Origin of the sequence: Thalassospira sp. MCCC 1A01148, from assembly GCF_001613795.1 — a bacterium.
GTDB lineage: Bacteria > Pseudomonadota > Alphaproteobacteria > Rhodospirillales > Thalassospiraceae > Thalassospira.
Genome location: NZ_LPVZ01000020.1, coordinates 927,394 through 944,520 on the forward strand (window position 1 = coordinate 927,394; position 17,127 = coordinate 944,520).

At 55.3% G+C, this 17,127-nt stretch carries 16 protein-coding genes; 3 read left to right on the forward strand and 13 right to left on the reverse strand.

Annotated features, from left to right (window positions below):
- Positions 1-3: 3 nt before the first annotated feature.
- From AUQ43_RS13680 to AUQ43_RS13715, 8 genes are all read right to left on the reverse strand, one after another.
- A complete protein-coding gene (locus tag AUQ43_RS13680; RefSeq protein ID WP_062956784.1) occupies positions 4-306 on the reverse strand; it encodes an urease subunit gamma in 303 nt (100 codons plus the stop codon).
- Between the two features lie 26 nt (positions 307-332).
- Positions 333-1,214, reverse strand: coding sequence for an urease accessory protein UreD (locus AUQ43_RS13685; RefSeq protein ID WP_232310676.1), 882 nt, complete (start codon positions 1,212-1,214; stop codon positions 333-335).
- A gap of 212 nt (positions 1,215-1,426) precedes the next feature.
- Complete coding sequence (gene urtE / locus AUQ43_RS13690; RefSeq protein ID WP_062956786.1) at positions 1,427-2,122, reverse strand: urea ABC transporter ATP-binding subunit UrtE; 696 nt, start codon at positions 2,120-2,122, stop codon at positions 1,427-1,429.
- Positions 2,123-2,134: 12 nt separating this feature from the next.
- Positions 2,135-2,932, reverse strand: coding sequence for an urea ABC transporter ATP-binding protein UrtD (gene urtD, locus AUQ43_RS13695; protein WP_062956787.1), 798 nt, complete (start codon positions 2,930-2,932; stop codon positions 2,135-2,137).
- Positions 2,929-4,104, reverse strand: coding sequence for an urea ABC transporter permease subunit UrtC (gene urtC / locus AUQ43_RS13700; protein WP_062956788.1), 1,176 nt, complete (start codon positions 4,102-4,104; stop codon positions 2,929-2,931). The genes urtD and urtC overlap by 4 nt, the downstream gene beginning before the upstream one ends.
- 3 nt (positions 4,105-4,107) lie before the next feature.
- A complete protein-coding gene (gene urtB / locus AUQ43_RS13705; RefSeq protein WP_084272139.1) occupies positions 4,108-5,811 on the reverse strand; it encodes an urea ABC transporter permease subunit UrtB in 1,704 nt (567 codons plus the stop codon).
- A gap of 126 nt (positions 5,812-5,937) precedes the next feature.
- The gene (gene urtA / locus AUQ43_RS13710) at positions 5,938-7,212 is read right to left on the reverse strand and encodes an urea ABC transporter substrate-binding protein (RefSeq protein ID WP_062956789.1); all 1,275 of its coding nucleotides are present in this window, start codon (positions 7,210-7,212) and stop codon (positions 5,938-5,940) included.
- A 363-nt stretch (positions 7,213-7,575) separates the two neighbouring features.
- Complete coding sequence (locus AUQ43_RS13715; protein ID WP_062956790.1) at positions 7,576-8,529, reverse strand: LysR family transcriptional regulator; 954 nt, start codon at positions 8,527-8,529, stop codon at positions 7,576-7,578.
- Between the two features lie 99 nt (positions 8,530-8,628).
- Here AUQ43_RS13715 and AUQ43_RS13720 point away from each other — a divergent pair, with 99 nt between their 5' ends.
- Complete coding sequence (locus AUQ43_RS13720; protein WP_062956791.1) at positions 8,629-9,612, forward strand: MBL fold metallo-hydrolase; 984 nt, start codon at positions 8,629-8,631, stop codon at positions 9,610-9,612.
- A gap of 109 nt (positions 9,613-9,721) precedes the next feature.
- On the opposite strand, the gene AUQ43_RS13725 is transcribed toward AUQ43_RS13720, so the two are convergent.
- On the reverse strand, positions 9,722-10,945 hold the full coding sequence (locus tag AUQ43_RS13725; protein ID WP_232310677.1) for a urate hydroxylase PuuD: 1,224 nt from the start codon (positions 10,943-10,945) through the stop codon (positions 9,722-9,724).
- A gap of 252 nt (positions 10,946-11,197) precedes the next feature.
- Between AUQ43_RS13725 and AUQ43_RS13730 the strand changes: the two genes are divergently transcribed.
- Positions 11,198-12,109: a LysR family transcriptional regulator gene (locus AUQ43_RS13730; RefSeq protein WP_062956792.1), complete on the forward strand. Its 912-nt coding sequence runs from the start codon at positions 11,198-11,200 to the stop codon at positions 12,107-12,109.
- A gap of 56 nt (positions 12,110-12,165) precedes the next feature.
- Here the strand turns inward: AUQ43_RS13730 and AUQ43_RS13735 are convergent, their stop codons facing one another.
- The 3 genes from AUQ43_RS13735 to AUQ43_RS13745 all read right to left on the reverse strand — a co-directional run bounded on the left by AUQ43_RS13735 (position 12,166) and on the right by AUQ43_RS13745 (position 15,037).
- The gene (locus AUQ43_RS13735; protein WP_062956793.1) at positions 12,166-13,203 is read right to left on the reverse strand and encodes a histone deacetylase family protein; all 1,038 of its coding nucleotides are present in this window, start codon (positions 13,201-13,203) and stop codon (positions 12,166-12,168) included.
- Positions 13,204-13,281: 78 nt separating this feature from the next.
- Positions 13,282-14,451, reverse strand: coding sequence for a methyl-accepting chemotaxis protein (locus tag AUQ43_RS13740; RefSeq protein WP_062956794.1), 1,170 nt, complete (start codon positions 14,449-14,451; stop codon positions 13,282-13,284).
- Between the two features lie 52 nt (positions 14,452-14,503).
- Positions 14,504-15,037, reverse strand: coding sequence for a PAS domain-containing protein (locus tag AUQ43_RS13745; protein ID WP_062956795.1), 534 nt, complete (start codon positions 15,035-15,037; stop codon positions 14,504-14,506).
- A gap of 335 nt (positions 15,038-15,372) precedes the next feature.
- Between AUQ43_RS13745 and AUQ43_RS13750 the strand changes: the two genes are divergently transcribed.
- Positions 15,373-15,717: a hypothetical protein gene (locus tag AUQ43_RS13750; RefSeq protein ID WP_062956796.1), complete on the forward strand. Its 345-nt coding sequence runs from the start codon at positions 15,373-15,375 to the stop codon at positions 15,715-15,717.
- A gap of 128 nt (positions 15,718-15,845) precedes the next feature.
- Here AUQ43_RS13750 and AUQ43_RS13755 read toward each other — a convergent pair whose 3' ends face one another.
- On the reverse strand, positions 15,846-16,928 hold the full coding sequence (locus tag AUQ43_RS13755) for a BMP family ABC transporter substrate-binding protein (RefSeq protein WP_220149753.1): 1,083 nt from the start codon (positions 16,926-16,928) through the stop codon (positions 15,846-15,848).
- Positions 16,929-17,127: the final 199 nt, after the last annotated feature.

Consider the following 17,127-nt stretch of genomic DNA (forward strand, 5'->3'; position numbering starts at 1 on the left):
TCCTTAACGGATTGGTTCGTGAACGGTCACAAGCTTCGTCCCGTCGGGGAAGGTCGCTTCGACCTGAATTTCGTGGATCATTTCGGCAATGCCATCCATCACCTGATCGCGCGTGATCACGGTTGCCCCGTCGCGCATCAGATCGGCAACAGATTTGCCATCGCGCGCCCCTTCAACGACATAGTCGGTGATGATCGCGATCGCTTCGGGATGGTTCAGCTTCACCCCCCGTGCAAGGCGATTGCGCGCCACCATGGCGGCGACCGAAACCAGCAGTTTGTCCTTTTCGCGTGGCGTCAGATTCATGCCTGCCTACTCCTTGGCTTCATCAATTAAATCTCCCACAAACGCGGTAAGCGTGCGGGAAGCCCCCTTGTTTGATGGCGGAATGTTTTCCACCACGCGCCGTAAACCCGGCGCAATTTCATCGGATCGCGTGCCATGAAACGCGCTATCACAATCCCATTCATCGCGGTCGCAGCACATAGCACATCGCGCGCTTCAAGCCCCTCGCATGCCTGCGCCAGACAATCACGCGCCGCTTCAAGATTTTGTTCCGCGCCGTGGCCAACCAGAATGGCGGTCGCATTGGCACGTGCGCCGTCAAAGGCCGCTTCGTGATCAAGCATGCGCAACACATCACCTTCGAGATGCAGCGCATCGCGCCAGATCGGACGCCCGTCAATCGAGACATCCCATGCATCACGCGCAAGCCCGGTTTTGAAAACCTCACCCCGGGCAAGGCGGCCAAACACCATCATCTCACCGGCCATGACCATGCCGGTGCCAGATGCACGCAAGGTCGTTTTGCGCTTCAGGCGGGCCTGATCAAACAGGATGCTTTCATGGGGCAGCCATTCAAGCCAACCACCATCGGCCACATCCAGATCAACCGACATCTCGCAATCCGGTCCGACCGACCGGTAGATCTTTTCTGCCGCCTGGGCAGTAAACAGGGCGGATGCCCCTTCTTCGACCTTGCCGGCAAAGGCCAGCTTGTCGCCGCCAACCATCCCGCCCGACGTTGTCACCAGAACAGCCGTCGTCAGATCCCCGGCCACCGGGCGCGGGAACAGGATTTTCATCGGGTCACGGTAATAAAGATGATCGAGGGCTGCATGCCCGCCCTGATGCGCCGCACCCTTGCCCAGACGGAACGTCACCTCGGCCCGACCATCGGTGATGATGCGGGCGGGCGTTGCTGGCGTTTCCATCTCCGCATTCGGATTTGCGGATGTTATGGGTTCAAGTTTGCGAAGCTGCACAAAGACACCTGATTAATGCGGCCCACTTACGGAGCCTTGTTACCAAGGGGCTTCACAGCAAGATGCGGGCCAACCGCCGACACCCTGGCTACACTGGGGTTCTGGCGGCTCTTGGCCCGGTTGGCGGCGCAGCATCTGCGCAATTTTTTGGCAAATGCTGATCAAACAGTCAGATAGGCGCGGACTTTTTCACGATCGAGCGTTTCCTTTGCGCCCGAAAGAACAACCTCGCCACGTTCAAGCACGACAATCTCGTCGGCCAGCTCGTGGGCGAATTCAAAGTATTGCTCGACGAGCAGGATCGCCATATCACCACGGTCGGCCAGCTGTTTGATGACACGCTGAATGTCCTTGATGATGGATGGCTGAATGCCCTCGGTCGGTTCATCAAGCACCAGCAATCGCGGACGCGTTACAAGCGCACGCCCGATGGCCAACTGCTGTTGCTGCCCACCCGAAAGGTCGCCACCGCGACGTCCCAGCATGTCACGCAGTACCGGGAACAGCTCGAAAACCTCGTCAGGGATATGGCGCAGCGCACGCGGGAGTGCGGCAAAGCCTGTTTCAAGGTTTTCCTTCACGGTCAGAAGCGGAAAAATCTCGCGCCCTTGCGGGACAATCGCGATCCCGTTGGCCGAACGCCGATAAGACGGATCGCGCGAGATATCCTTGCCTTCCCATTTGATATTGCCATCTGCAATCGGATGCTGACCAACCACGGCCCGCATCAGTGATGTTTTGCCAACCCCGTTACGGCCCAGAACCGCGGTCACCTTGCCGGTTTCAGCACTCAGCGACACCTTGCGCAACGCATGGGACGCGCCATAGAACAGATCAATATTGCTAACATCAAGCATGACAGTTTTCCCCTAGCGCCCCAGATAGACTTCAATGACCCGCGGGTCTTTCTGCACGTGATCAAGGCGCCCTTCGGCAAGAACCGATCCTTCGTGCAGAACGGTCACCTTGCAATCAAGGTCGCGGACGAATTCCATGTCATGCTCAACCACGACAACCGAATATTCCTTGGAAATCGACCGTAAAAGTTTTGCCGTTTCCTCGGTCTCGGAATCAGTCATCCCGGCAACCGGTTCATCCACCAGAAGAAGTTCGGGCTCCTGCATCAACAGCATGCCGATTTCCAGCCATTGTTTCTGGCCGTGCGAAAGATTGGCGGCCATTTCATCACGCTTGTCTTCCAGCATGATGGTGACCAGCGTCTTTTCGATCTTGATCTTTTCCGCTGCGCTCAGGCGATGGAACAAGGCCTGAAACACACCGCGCCCGCCCGAACACGCCAAAAGCAGGTTGTCGAACACCGTATGGCTCTCAAACACCGTCGGCTTCTGGAACTTGCGCCCGATGCCCAGATTGGCGATCTCGGCCTCGTCCAGCTTGGTCAGATCAATCTCGCTTTTAAAAAGTACATCACCGGTATCAGGCCGGGTTTTGCCGGTGATGATATCCATCATCGTAGTCTTGCCGGCCCCGTTCGGGCCGATGATGGCGCGCAGCTCACCCGGCTCGACATAGAATGACAGGTTATTAAGCGCGCGGAACCCGTCAAAGGTTACCGACACCCCGTCAACATACAGGATGGTTTCCGATCTGGCGGATTTGACCTGTTCCTCGTCCGAGGCATTCACTTGAATGGCTGCTTCGCTCATGCCTTGCCTCCTTCATTTGCGCGGCGTTTGCGCCAGGCCGTGATGATGGATTGCCGGTCGGGCGATCCGAATGCCGGGATGGCACCGATCACGCCTTTTGGCAGGAACAGGGTTACCGCAATGAACAACCCGCCGAGGAAGAACAACCAGAAGTCCGGCATCGCCCCGGTAAAGAAGGTCTTGGCATAGTTGACGATAAACGCGCCCAGCACCGCCCCATACAGCGTGCCACGCCCGCCAACCGCAACCCAGATGACGATTTCAATCGAAAGGGCCGGGGCAAATTCGCCCGGGTTGATGATCCCGACTTGCGGCACATAAAGCGCACCGGCAATACCAGCCATCACGGCTGAAACGGTAAAGACGAACAGCTTGTAATACTCAACCCGGTATCCCGTGAAGCGCACCCGGCTTTCGGCATCACGAATGGCAATCAACACCTTGCCCAGACGCGACTGCGTAATGCCGCGCGCCACGACATAACAAATGCCCAGGAACACACAGGATGCGACAAACAAGCCAGCCCGCGTGCCATCCGATTGCAACGAATAGCCCAGCAGATCCTTGAAATCGGTCAGGCCGTTATTGCCACCAAAGCCCATATCGTTGCGGAAGAAGGCCAGCAGCAACGCATAGGTCATGGCCTGCGTTATGATCGAAAGATACACACCCGTCACGCGTGAGCGGAAGGCAAGGAAACCAAACACAAAGGCCAGAAGCCCCGGCACAAACATCGCCATGACGATGGCGAACCAGAACATGTCAAAGCCATACCAGTACCATGGCAATTCCTGCCAATTCAGGAAGACCATGAAGTCCGGCAGGACCGGATCGCCATAAACGCCGCGATCCCCGATCTGGCGCATCAGATACATGCCCATGGCATAACCACCGAGCGCGAAGAACGCGCCGTGGCCCAGCGACAAAATCCCGCAGAAACCCCAGATCAGATCGACGCTCAAGGCAAGCAAAGCATAGCAAAGATACTTGCCCAGCAAACTGACCATCCAGGTCGGCACATGAAAGGCGGAGCTTTCCGGCAGCAACAAGTTGCTCATCGGCACCAGAATGGCAGCCGCGATCAGAATGCCCAAAAGGATCATTCCACCACGGTCGTTCAGCAACCAGCCGATGACCGGCGTCATTTGATATTTTTGGCGGTAATCGGTCATGGATCAGGCCTCCACCGCGCGACCTTTAAGGGCAAACAGTCCCTTGGGTCGTTTCTGGATAAACAGGATCAGCGCAATCAGGACAAAGATCTTGGCCAGAACCGCACCTGCGACCGGCTCAAGGAACTTGTTCACAATCCCAAGGCTGAACGCGCCCAGTACCGTGCCCCAAAGGTTCCCGACCCCGCCGAACACGACGACCATGAAACTGTCGATAATATAGGTCTGACCAAGGTTCGGGCTGACGTTTGAAATCTGGCTGAGTGCCACACCGGCGATGCCTGCAATCCCAGAGCCCAGACCAAATGTCAGCGCGTCGACATAGCCGGTGCGAATGCCAACCGACCCGGCCATGCGACGGTTTTGCGTGACAGCGCGCATCTGCAAACCAAACGCGGTATAGCGCAGCACAGCGGCAATGCCCGCAACAACGATGATGCTAAACAAAATGATCCAAAGCCGGTTATAGGTCAGCACCAGACCGGTCGAAAATTCAATCGCCCCACTCATGAAATCAGGTGCGGTAACCTGTTGGTTGGTCGCCCCGAAGATGGTCCGGATTGCTTGCTGCAAGACAAGGCTGACACCCCATGTCGCAAGCAGAGTTTCAAGCGGGCGACCATACAGGAAACGGATCACGGACCGTTCGATCACAACCCCGACCGCACCGGCGACAAGAAACGCCGCAGGTACTGAAATCGCCAGCGACCAGGCCGACCCGGATGGCAAAAATGATCCCAGCGCCTGCTGCACCATAAAGGTGGTATAGGCGCCAATCATGATCATCTCGCCATGGGCCATGTTGATGACCCCCATCACCCCAAAGGTAATGGCAAGACCAACAGCGGCGAGCAGCAGGACCGAACCCAGACTGATTCCGCGATAAACATCACCCACCGTCTGCCAGGTCGACAGGCGGCCTTCGACGGATTCAAGCGCATCATTGGCCGCGGCAATGACTTCGGGCTCAAAGCCGCCGGCCTCGGCACTGGCAACGAACTGATAAAGCACCGCACGGATTTGCGGGGTGGTTTCGCTTGAAAGAACCTCGATCGCAGCCAGGCGTTCTTCGGTGGTTTCACCTGCCGCCAGCGCCATGGTCGCACGCGCCAGTTCCATACGGGCCAGAAGCGTTTCATCTTCTTCGCGATCAATCGCGCGCAAAAGCAACGGCAGCATCGCCGGATCACGGGCATCCATGATCTGTTCCACCGCATTGGTCCGCGTCGTCAGATCCGGGCTAAACAGGTTCAGCGTCGCCAAGGCATCACGCAGCACACCGCGCAGACGGTTATTGACCTTGATCTTGGAAATTTCCTTTGATCCGCTTTCGCCGATCTCTTCACCGCTGACGATGTCGATATGGGTATAAACCTTGCCCTGTTTGCGGGTGATCACGACATGTTCGTCACTTTCGCGGACATAAAGGTCGCCTTCGAGCATCGCACGCAGGATCGGCGCAACACGGGGATCCCCGTCTGCTGCCATTTCCTCGATCACTTCGATTTTCTGGGTCGAACTTTTGGCATCAAGCCTTTCGGCAACGTTGCGAAGCTCTTCATCGCTATAGGCCATCGCCATATCGGGAACAGCCATGAAAAAGATCAAAAGACAGGCCAGAACGGCACCAAGTCGACTGCCGGATTTCCGGGCCTGTTGAAGGCAGTGCGGAGAACGGCGCAGCATCGAAAACATGTCATTGCGCATGATCACCAAACCTTTGAATACAAAACGGAAAAGGAAATAAAGAATTGTTGGGCATAGCCCCGCAGAAAGGCCGCCCCAAAGTGAACAGGCCGGTCGCACAGCTGCAACCGGCCCATCCAAAACCAATTAGTACATCGGTTTTTCACAGTTGCCGCAGACCCACGGATAGGTCCAGTCGGCGGTCAGCTTTGCGCTTTCCGGCAGGAAGTCCGACCATGCATCGCCAACGACGGTGCCTTCGGTTTCCCAAACGATGTCGAACTGGCCATTATCCTGAACCTCGCCGATCAGAACCGGCTTGGACAGGTGGTGGTTGGTGTTCATGACAGCAGTGCCACCGGTCAGGTTGGCAACTTCCTGGCCATACATTGCCTGACGAACAGCATCGACATCGGTTGTGCCAGCCTGCTCAACAGCCTGTTTCCACATGTTGAAGCCGATATAGGTTGCTTCCATCGGGTCGTTGGTTACGCGCGACTCATCACCGATGAAGGCGTGCCATTTTTCGATGAAGGCAGCATTGGCATCAGACTCGACCGACTGGAAATAGTTCCAGGCAGCAAGGTGACCAACCAGCGGCGCGGTATCGATACCGGCCAGCTCTTCTTCACCAACCGAGAAGGCAACAACCGGAATGTCTTCGGCTTTGATGCCCTGGTTTGCCAGTTCCTTGTAGAACGGAACGTTGGCGTCACCGTTAATGGTCGAAACCACGGCGGTTTTCTTGCCAGCAGATGCGAATGCTTTCACGTCAGCAACAATCGACTGCCAGTCGGAATGACCGAACGGGGTGTAGTTCTCCATGATGTCTTCATCGGAGATACCCTTGCCGTTCAGATAAGAACGCAGGATCTTGTTGGTGGTACGCGGATACACATAGTCGGTACCCAGAAGAACGATACGCTCGGCAGAGCCGCCATCTTCGCTCATCAGGTAATCAACAGCCGGAATGGCCTGCTGGTTCGGAGCTGCACCGGTATAGAACACGTTGCGCGAGCTTTCCTCGCCTTCGTACTGGACCGGATAGAACAGCATGCTGTTGAGTTCTTCGAAGACCGGCAGAACCGATTTACGCGAAACCGACGTCCAGCAACCGAACACAACATCAACCTGTTCCTGTTCGATCAGCTCACGGGCTTTTTCGGCAAACAGCGGCCAGTCAGAAGCCGGGTCAACGACCACTGCTTCAACTTCCTTGCCAAGCAGGCCACCATTCTTGTTCAGATCGTCAACCAGCATCAGGACAGTGTCCTTCAGCGTGGTTTCGGAAATCGCCATCGTCCCGGAAAGAGAGTGCAGCACGCCAACCTTGATGGTCTCTGCTGCCTGTGCGGCTGACATTGCCATCGCAGACACTGCCATGGCCCCGGCGCCGATAAGCGCCTGAAGCTTCTTATTCATTTATAGCCTCCACTGAGTTTTTATTGCACCGCCACCTCACTTGCTAAAACCGTGCCAGACTCAGAGGCCAAATCGAATAAAATCACGAATCGAGGGATTTCCACGCAATAAGCGATCATTCTACAGCTTGTTTTGGGAAAATATTTGCGCAAACCGCGTTTTGTATGACTATTTTTCAATCAATGATCACATTTTGATTATTTTTTGATCACATTGACGCCGCTGTATTCACAGCTTATCTCAGGGGCGGAAGTTTCGCCTTTACTGAGCTTATTGCACCACAATCTGCCCTGTGCTGGCGGCTTCCTGCCCCGTCGGGAAACCGGCGGGGCGCACCACTTCAGAACACCGGCTCGGACCGGATCATTCCGCTGCGATCAAACCTGATGTTGGTGAAATTGACCCGATCACCGTCCGAATTTGATCGCGCAACCAGATCAAACCAACATCCTTGTCTGTCCACACAGCCCAATTCATTGTGACCGGCGGGAACGAGACCTCAATCGGCATCGGCCCATAGGACAACCCGAACAGCGATGCATATTGTGTCGCAATTCGATTGGGTACTGTTGCAATCACCGCACTATTACGCGCCGCCGCCAGAAGCGGCATGAAGTCCGGCGCTGCCAGTACAACATCAAGCTCGATCCCCATACCCTGAAGTGCCACCCCGACACATCCTGCGACATTTTCCGTTTGCGACAAAACGGCATGACGCGAGGCCAGATACGCTTCGCGCGACAACGGGACGGTCAGATCAAGAATATCGGGATTAAAGCAACACGCGACTTCCGAATTAAAAAGCACCTCGCCGAAATTGCTTGATTTCAGCTGGCTCTTGCAGCCAATCGCAACATCGATTTCGCCACCATTGATCATGTGATCAACCGTTTCCGCGGTAATCGTTCGGCTCAGAATCTTGAGCCCCGGCGCCTCATGCTGAAGATGCCGCAAAAGGACCGGCAACAGGATCATGTCCATCTCGCCGGTGACACCCAGCCGGAAAACACGCTCGGCGGTTTTCGGATCGAAACAATCCGTGGCCTGAATGGCGTTTTGTGCCTGCGAAAGTGCCGTACGCACCGGCCCGGCCAACGCCCGCGCCTTGGCAGTTGGCTGCATCTTTTGCCCGACGCGAACAAACAGGTCATCTGCCATCAACATGCGCAACGTATTAAGATTGTGACTCATCGCAGACTGCCCGATCCGCAGTTTCTCTGCGGCCTTGGTCACGCTCATCTCCTGCATCATTGCGTCAAACGCAATCATCAGGTTGAGGTCAAAAGACCGTAAATTGAAATGATCAATATTATCCATGACTGGTATCGATTTGATTACTGACTTCGTGCACTATAGCCTTTCCCCATCAGCTGACAACCCGCCGGTTCACACCGGCATGATTTGAGGGAAAAGAAAATGTTATCACGTCGCGATTTGCTAAAAAGCACGCTTGCCGCAGGCGCCGTGGGTGCCGTTGGCAGCACGGTCTTTGTTCCGCTTGCCGCCAAGGCCAAAGCCCCCCTGGCCGGAACGCAGGCCCCTGGCTATTACCGGGTGATGGTCGGTGATGTCGAAGTCACTGCCCTTTCGGACGGTGCTGCGCAATTCCCCATCGCTGACCTTTATGTCAACACCACCCCGGAACAGGCGCGCCTGGCCCTTGCCAATGCCTTTCAGGGAACCCCGACCTATCTTTCGGTGAATGCCTATTTGCTGAATTTTGGTGATCGTCTTGTCCTGCTTGATGCAGGCACCAGCGATCTGATGGGGCCGGCACTGGGTAAACTTCCCGCCAACATCGTTGCCTCGGGTTATCATCCCGATCAGATTGATGATGTGGTGATCACGCATATTCACCCCGACCACACCGGCGGCCTGACACTGGCTGGCGCAAAGGTCTTCCCCAACGCCACGGTGCATGTCCCCGAAGCCGACAAGGCCTTCTGGCTGAGTGCCGAAAACAAGGCAAATGCCCCCGAAGACACCAAAGGCTTCTTTGATCAGGCCGTGGCTTCAATCAAGCCATACGAAGACAGCAACACGCTTCAAACCTATGCGCCGGACGAGGCAGCCATCGCAGGCAAGATCAACTCGACCTTCCGCCCCGGCCACACGCCCGGTCACAGTGCACTTTGGATCGAAAGCAACGGCGAGAAGTTTGTCTATTGGGGTGACATCACCCATGGCGATGTTGTCCAGTTTGACGATCCGAACGTCGCCATTGTGTTTGATGGCGATACCGAACTGGCGATCAAGTCGCGTGAAGCCGCCTTTGCCGAAGCAGTACAGGAAAAATACCTTGTTGCTGGCTGCCATGTCGCCTTCCCGGGCCTTGGTCACGTGCGGGAAGACGCCACCATGTATGACTGGGTGCCAATGAACTATCGCGCTGACGTCTAAGACCGGGAATGTGATCCCCCATCCCCACCGGTTTACCGACGACCCGTCAACGCAAAAGGGCGGTCGCATGATGCGGCCGCCCTTTCCTGTTGTTCCCTGCGCAACTTGCCTATTCAGGCATGCCCGCGCGGATCCACTGACCAAGCTGGGCGCGCTCTTCGTCCGTCATTTCCGTTAAATTGCCAAGCGGCATCGCCCGCCCGATGACGGCCTGCGCCAGGATGCGCTGTGCGCTGGCTTCGATCTGGGCCAAATCATCAAACATCACGCCTGCCGGGGCTTCGTCAAAACCCTCATCACTTGGATTGGCGGAATGGCACGTCGTGCATCGCGTCTGGACAATCGCCAGTGCATGATCAGCGGTAATGATGTCTTCATCGGCCAGCTTGACTGCATCGGGGTCATAGCTTGCAAACATCGCCAGCACCGCCATACCGACACCTGCGGCCGGAAGTTGCCAGACAATCGCCTTGCCGGTGCCACCGGCATTGCGCGTATTGAAGAAATGCCGCACCAGACCGCCGATGATCAGGATCAGCCCGACAATCAGCCACGACTGGTCATGTGAAAACAGCATCGAATAGTGGTTGCTGATCATCATCAGCAATACCGGAAGCGTCAGGTAGTTATTGTGCGTTGAACGCTGCTTGGCCTGAAGACCCAGTTTCGGGTCGGGCTTTTCGCCGGCCATCAGACTGGCCACGACCTTTTTCTGGTTCGGAATGATGATGCGAAACACGTTGGCGGCCATGATCGTGCCAATCATCGCACCCACATGGATAAACGCACCGCGCCCACTGAACACATGGGTAAACAGATAGCTTGCGGCCATGATCAGGATGAAAAGCGCAACCGCCAGCGTATCGGTGCGTTTGCCAATCGCACTTTTGCAGATGATGTCATAGATCACCCACCCGGCAAACAGGCTGCCAAGCCCGATCAGGATCGCGTCCATCTTGGTAAGCGCCAGCACGCTTGGGTCGATCAGATAGCTTTCGGCACTCCAGTAATACATGGTGACCAGAAGCGCAAAGCCGGTAATCCAGGTGAAATAGGCCTCGTATTTGAACCAGTGCAGTTCGGGCGGCATGGAACTGGGGGCGACCATCCATTTGTTCACATGATAAAAACCACCACCATGGACCATCCAGGCTTCGCCATAGACGCCCTCATCCATGCCCGGACGCTTGCGCAGGGACAAATCCAGCCACACGAAATAGAACGAAGACCCGATCCAGGCGATGCCCGTAATCAAATGCGCCCAGCGCAGGATCAGATTGATCCAGTCCTGAAACAGAATATCCACGGTGTTTGAAACCTCCGTCTCGCCCATGCGCGGTTTCCGGCGCGCTGGCAGCCCTGCCTTAAATGATGCCCCGGGCCGCGTGAATGGCTCTGATGGCAGCATTTTGCCCGGGTCTAATTCAGTCGATCTGTAACACAGTCCCCCGACCGCCTCTATTATTTAGGGGTTGAGCATAATCGAAATGACTTTCAAAATAATCTTTAAAATGGCAGAGTGTGGCCGCTAATCTGCACATATAATGTTTTAAAAAGACCTCAGACATCAGGAGCTTCCCGCGCCATGTCCGACTTTGAGGACATCCAGATTTTTGTCCGTGTTGCCGAACTTGGCAACCTTTCTGCTGCCGGGCGTGAATTGCGCCATTCGGCGGCAGTGGTATCCAACCGGATCGCCCGCCTTGAAGAACGTCTGGGTGTGCGTTTGCTCAATCGCACAACACGCCGGGTCAATCTGACGACGGAAGGCGATGTTTATTACCGGCACTGCCTGCGCATTCTCACAGAAATGCAGGAAGCTGAAAACGCCATCGCCAACCAGAAAAACACCACGCGCGGTCCTGTTACGCTGACCTGCCCGGTGGCGTTTGGCAACAAATACGTCGCCCCGATCATTCCGAAATTTGTTGAACAGAACCCGGATGTGCAAATCCGCCTGCATCTGTCTGATCGGTTGCTGGATCTGTTGCAAGACAAGGTCGATCTTGCAATCCGCATTGCAGAGCTCAAGGAAAGCTCGCTGATTGTCCGCAAACTGGCCACCAACAAGCGCATGCTGGTCGCAAGCCCGGATTATCTTGAAAAGAACGGCACACCCAAGGCGCCCGCAGATCTTTTGAACCACAATTGCCTTCTGCTGCGCTTTCCGGGATCACAGCAATATCAATGGACACTGCAAGGACCGAATGATGAACCACCGGTCACCCTGGCCGTCGCCGGTTCCATGGATTCAGATAACAGCGAAGTCCTGACCCGCTGGTGCCTTGATGGGCACGGCATTTCGCTGAAATCGAACTGGGAAGTCGACGAATATCTGCGCAACGGACGCCTTGTACGCGTCCTGCCGGATTATCAGCCCCCCTCACATGCGGTCTATACGCTCTATCCCGAAAACCGGTATCTGCCGACCCGTGTCCGCGCCTTTGTCGATTTTCTGGTGGCAGAATTTGGCGGTACGCCACCCTGGGAACGCTAAACAAAAAACGCCCCGAACAGATGCCGGGGCGTTTCTTGTCGTTCGCTATAACTGACTTAGCTTTTGGCAAGCTCCAGGTACCCGCTCAGAACCGCGGCGACATTGTGCCCGATCACGTCATGGGCATAACCGCCTTCCATCGTGAACACGGTTTTAAGACCCAGCCGCCCGATCATCTGACCGATGCGGTTGAAATCATCGGTCTGAAGCTTGAAGTCGCAAATCGGTTCGGCTTCATGGGCATCGACACCAAGCGCCACCACAAGCGCATCGGCCTGCCAAGTCAGGAGTTTCTGCATGGCCTTGGCAAAGCCAGCCCCCCAGGCGCCAAAATCACTCCCGCCCGGAAGCGGAACATTCAGGTTCGCCCCCTGTCCATCGTTGCGTCCGGTTTCATTGGCATAGCCCATGAAGAACGGGAACTGATGGGTCGGGTCGGCATGGATCGATATCGTCAGAACGTCCCCGCGCTCATAGAATATATCCTGTGCGCCATTGCCATGATGATAGTCGATATCAAGGATCGCGACCTTTTTCGCGCCCTTGGCAATCATGTGCTGGGCGGCGATGGCGGCATTGTTCAAGAAGCAATAACCACCGTATCGGTTGGCATGGGCATGATGCCCCGGTGGTCGCGTCAACGCAAAGGAGGACTCATTATCGCTCCAGGCGGCCTCGGCGGCCGAGATCACGGTCTGCGCGCCCCAATAGGCGGCCTTCCAGGTGCCTTGCGTAATCGGCGTGTCCGATGAAATGGCATATTGTCCAAGACGCGCGCTGATATGTTCGGGCTTGCCACCGGAAAAACCGGCAGTGGGCCAGACATAGGGAAAGGCATCGCCGCTATTTCCGGCTTTGGTCCAGCCATCCCACGCGGTTTCAAGAAAATCGAGATAATCCGGATCATGGATCGCGCGGATCGGGTCCATGCCGTGATCCTTGGGATCAAACAGCTGTGCCTTGATCGCGTGCGCGACGGCATCACGAATGATCGGAATACGCCGGGCGTTTTCAAAACACGGCACCATGCGCCCGTGATGCATTTCGCCGGCCCCGTCATGGGCATCGTGACGCGAATTGAAGAAAACCCGCATGGCACCGCTCTCCTGACTGAAAATCTGTCCTGGGCGCTATCATGACGCCCAAGACGACGTGTTGCACGCAGAAAGCGGCTATTTCTTGGCGGTATAAAGCAGCTTCTCAATCGTCTTAAGGAAACCACCCAGTTGATTGCGCAGGTTTTCCGACTGATCAGCAAGACGGCCAGCCATATCGCGCGTGGTATCAGCAGCCTCTCCGGTACGTCCGGCCATGTCCGATACCACGGTAATGTTATCGGTGACTTCCTGCGCGCCGCCTGATGCCTGTTCAACATTGCGCGTAATGTTGCTTGAAAGGTTCGCCTGGGTTTCAACATTGCCCGAAATCGTGTCCGACCGTGCCGCCAGATCATCAATCACCCCGGCAATTTCACGGATCGAGCCGACCGACTGTTCAATCGCAGTCTGGATATCCTGCACCTTTTCCTCGATGCTTTCGGTCGCCTTACTGGTCTGGTTGGCCAGCCCCTTGACCTCGTTGGCAACCACCGCAAAGCCTTTGCCTGCCTCACCGGCACGGGCGGCCTCGATGGTGGCATTCAATGCCAGAAGGTTGGTCTGGGCGGCAATGTCACGAATAAAGCTGACAACTTCGACAATCTCGCCGGCTGCGGCTTCAAGCTGTCCGATACGACCATCGGTTTCCTGCGCAAGGCCATTGGCGCGGTGTGCAATCTCCACCGACTCACGGGCCTGATCGGACACATTGCGGATCGATTCATTCAGCTCTTCCGAGGCGCTTGAAAGTTCGCTCACATTGGCTGCGGTCTGGCGCGCTGCGGCGGCAACATTGGTTGAACGCGAACTGGTCTCATGGGCGATGGAATTGGCGTCCCCCGATGCTTCGGCAAGGGCCGTTGCCGCATTGGCAATTTCATCGACCGCGGCAAAGGAACCGCTTTTGAATTCTTCAAGAACATCGGCAAAGCCCGAAAGCTTCTGTTCGATCGAGGCACTGGCAGCGTTAATGCGCTTGGCCGAAGACAGATAGTCGCCAACCAGCCCGGTCTCGACAATGCGACGATAATAACGGTTCTCCGAAACCGCCCCCATGGATGCCGCACTTTCACGCAGGAACGCATCATTGCGGTCGATCAGACGGTTGATCGCAATGAACAGTTCACGCATGTCCGAGTGACTATCGACATTGGTAATGCGGGCTTCGTAATCACCATCGGCTGCGGCCAGAACCACATCCAGTGCCTTTTTGATACCTGATTTTGAACCACCAAACAGCGACATTAGAACCTCGAACCTTCGATTTCGGGGGCGCGGGAACACCCCGATGATACTTTTAAAGACTTTGAATAAACTCGTCGTACGACAGGCCCGTGTCAGACAGTTTCTGCATCAGGACTTCGGATGCGGCGTTCATTCCGTCCTTCCGATTGGGCGTGCTTTCTTCAATCTTGCGAAGCTCCTCATACAGAGGAATGATCTTTTCGCTGATGATCTTAGGATCCGGCACGCGTCGATTGGAATGATATCCAACCACATTGTGCGCAGCGTCAAAACTTGGCGTGATGTGGGCATAAACCCAGTAATGATCGCCATTGCTTGCCATATTCACGACATAGGCGAAGATTTCCTTCCCCGCCGAAATTCGGTCCCACAACAGCTTGAAAATGCAGCGCGGCATATCCGGATGCCGGATGAGTGAATGTGGCTGACCAAGGACTTCTTTTTCCGAATAGTCGGAAAGGCGCAAAAACACCTCGTTGGCATAGGTGATCCGCCCTTTGAGATCGGTTTTGCTTACGATCAATTCTTCCGGTTTGAAATGGCGTTCCCGTCCGGATGGAAGAATACCTGAAGGCTTGTCGCTCACCCTAAGACCTCGTTTCTTTTTTTAACCATGCCCGCATTTCTGAGATTCAGGCGAAATTTATTAGTCAATTATCATGTAAAAATGCGTCTGCGAAGAAAAAATGTTATCGTTTCATACGCTTCTTTCTCAAGGACTAACATACATATCTGGAATTATTATTTGATAAAATATTGTCCGCACAAACACTATTCAACCCTTGCTTGTTGATAAATGCGGATACGGACGGGACTGATTTTCGGGCAAATATTACATCTGTTGCTGACAGATGAATTAAGCACCTTTGTAACGAATTCATGTATCATCAACCAAAGCGCGAACCGTCAGGGTAAGAAGCGATGACGCAAGATCTCCGGAATTTTCCATATCGTGTCGTCATTCACGAAAAGCATTCTGCGCAAGCGGTGCTGGACTGGCTCGACACCAATGTCATGAGCAAGAACTGGACGATGGGGATTCGCAACATCGAAATCCCGCGTGCCGGTCAACCCGACCCGATTGTCGATATGGTGATCTATTTCAATCGCCGGGGTGACATGGAACGCTTTCGCGACAAATGGGCTGGCAAAGCACGCGAACACAAGGTCAAGCTACGGAGCTGGCGGGCCGCCCTTTATGCGCTGCTTCACCCGCGCACCGAAATGGTCGCCTATGAAAAGGTCGAAGACGCCAAGCCGAAATAATCCGCCCACACAAAAGCCCGGTACTTATCTGTTGGCATATTGCCCGCTGCTGTAATGAAAAAAGCCCCGTGCAACTCAATGCACGGGGCTTCGTCATTCAGCCGATCCAAACGGATCGGAAAGCTGACTTATTTCGGCAGTTCAGCGTCGATACCCTGAACGTACCAGTCCATGCCCAGCAGCATGCCATCATCAGCAACTTCGCCTTCTGCAATGCGCAGCTCGCCAGCCTGATCATAGATCGGGCCGGTGAACGGGTGGAATTCACCCGAAGAAATCTTGGCAGCGGTTTCTTCTGCCAGTGCTTTCACGTCGTCAGGCATGTTGGTGTACGGTGCCATTTCGACCATACCCGAATCAATGCCACCCCAGGTGTCCTGCGACTCCCAGGTGCCATCAGCAACAGCCTTGGCACGGGCAACATAGTAGCTGTCCCAGTTATCAACGATCGCGGTCAGCTGTGCTTTCGGGGCGAACTTGATCATGTCAGATGCCTGACCGAAACCAAGAACACCACGGTTTTCAGCAACCTGAAGCGGTGCCGGGCTGTCGGTGTGCTGAACCATGATGTCTGCACCCTGGTCAATCAGCGCCTTGGCTGCATCGCCTTCTTTGCCCGGATCATACCAGGTGTTGGCCCAGACGACTTTGACTTCAACGTCCGGGTTAACCGACCATGCACCCATCATGAAGGAGTTGATGCCACGCACAACTTCCGGGATCGGGAAGGAACCGACATAACCGACAACGTTGGATTTGGTCATTTTACCGGCGATCACACCAGCAACATAACGGCCTTCATAGAAACGGGCCGCATAGGTCGACAGGTTGTCTGCGCGCTTGTAACCGGTTGCGTGTTCGAATTTGACATCCGGGAACTGCTTGGCAACTTTTTCGGTCGGGTTCATGTAACCGAACGAAGTGGTGAAGATCAGGTCATGGCCGGTCTGAGCCATCTGACGGATCACGCGCTCTGCGTCGGCACCTTCCGGCACGCTTTCGACATAGCTGGTGGTCGCAGCATCGCCGAGTTCGGCTTCAATCGCCTGACGGCCGATGTCATGGCGATAGGACCAACCATGGTCACCAATCGGGCCGACATAGACAAAACCGACTTTAACGTCTTCGGCCTGGGCTGCACCCATGCCGGTTGCGAGGGCACCAACAGCCGCAACGGCGGCAAGTGTGCGCTTCACGAGGCTTGCATTCATAATTTCAGTCTCCCTGTTAGACACTCAATCAGGATTTATACGTTATTCCTGATCGCAATCAATGACGCGTTCCTGCACGAACCAAATCTCAGACAAACCGGACAAGCCTCGGCCCGGCTTGTGTGAGGTTTGGCAAGTGCAGTCTTCCTCCCGTCGGGCCGGAACATCATTTGGCGTGTTCCGGTCCCGCACACAAAGC

What these genes read in the sequence shown, in the direction of transcription:
- AUQ43_RS13725 (WP_232310677.1), bottom strand. Translation starts at nt 10,945, where the DNA reads ATGGGCGAGACGGAGGTTTCAAACACCGTGGATATTCTGTTTCAGGAC.
- AUQ43_RS13730 (WP_062956792.1), top strand. Translation starts at nt 11,198, where the DNA reads ATGTCCGACTTTGAGGACATCCAGATTTTTGTCCGTGTTGCCGAACTT.
- urtE (WP_062956786.1), bottom strand. Translation starts at nt 2,122, where the DNA reads ATGCTTGATGTTAGCAATATTGATCTGTTCTATGGCGCGTCCCATGCG.
- urtD (WP_062956787.1), bottom strand. Translation starts at nt 2,932, where the DNA reads ATGAGCGAAGCAGCCATTCAAGTGAATGCCTCGGACGAGGAACAGGTC.
- AUQ43_RS13750 (WP_062956796.1), top strand. Translation starts at nt 15,373, where the DNA reads ATGACGCAAGATCTCCGGAATTTTCCATATCGTGTCGTCATTCACGAA.
- AUQ43_RS13735 (WP_062956793.1), bottom strand. Translation starts at nt 13,203, where the DNA reads ATGCGGGTTTTCTTCAATTCGCGTCACGATGCCCATGACGGGGCCGGC.
- AUQ43_RS13685 (WP_232310676.1), bottom strand. Translation starts at nt 1,214, where the DNA reads ATGGAAACGCCAGCAACGCCCGCCCGCATCATCACCGATGGTCGGGCC.
- AUQ43_RS13680 (WP_062956784.1), bottom strand. Translation starts at nt 306, where the DNA reads ATGAATCTGACGCCACGCGAAAAGGACAAACTGCTGGTTTCGGTCGCC.
- urtA (WP_062956789.1), bottom strand. Translation starts at nt 7,212, where the DNA reads ATGAATAAGAAGCTTCAGGCGCTTATCGGCGCCGGGGCCATGGCAGTG.
- AUQ43_RS13740 (WP_062956794.1), bottom strand. Translation starts at nt 14,451, where the DNA reads ATGTCGCTGTTTGGTGGTTCAAAATCAGGTATCAAAAAGGCACTGGAT.
- urtC (WP_062956788.1), bottom strand. Translation starts at nt 4,104, where the DNA reads ATGACCGATTACCGCCAAAAATATCAAATGACGCCGGTCATCGGCTGG.
- AUQ43_RS13720 (WP_062956791.1), top strand. Translation starts at nt 8,629, where the DNA reads ATGTTATCACGTCGCGATTTGCTAAAAAGCACGCTTGCCGCAGGCGCC.
- AUQ43_RS13755 (WP_220149753.1), bottom strand. Translation starts at nt 16,928, where the DNA reads ATGAATGCAAGCCTCGTGAAGCGCACACTTGCCGCCGTTGCGGCTGTT.
- urtB (WP_084272139.1), bottom strand. Translation starts at nt 5,811, where the DNA reads ATGCGCAATGACATGTTTTCGATGCTGCGCCGTTCTCCGCACTGCCTT.
- AUQ43_RS13715 (WP_062956790.1), bottom strand. Translation starts at nt 8,529, where the DNA reads ATGGATAATATTGATCATTTCAATTTACGGTCTTTTGACCTCAACCTG.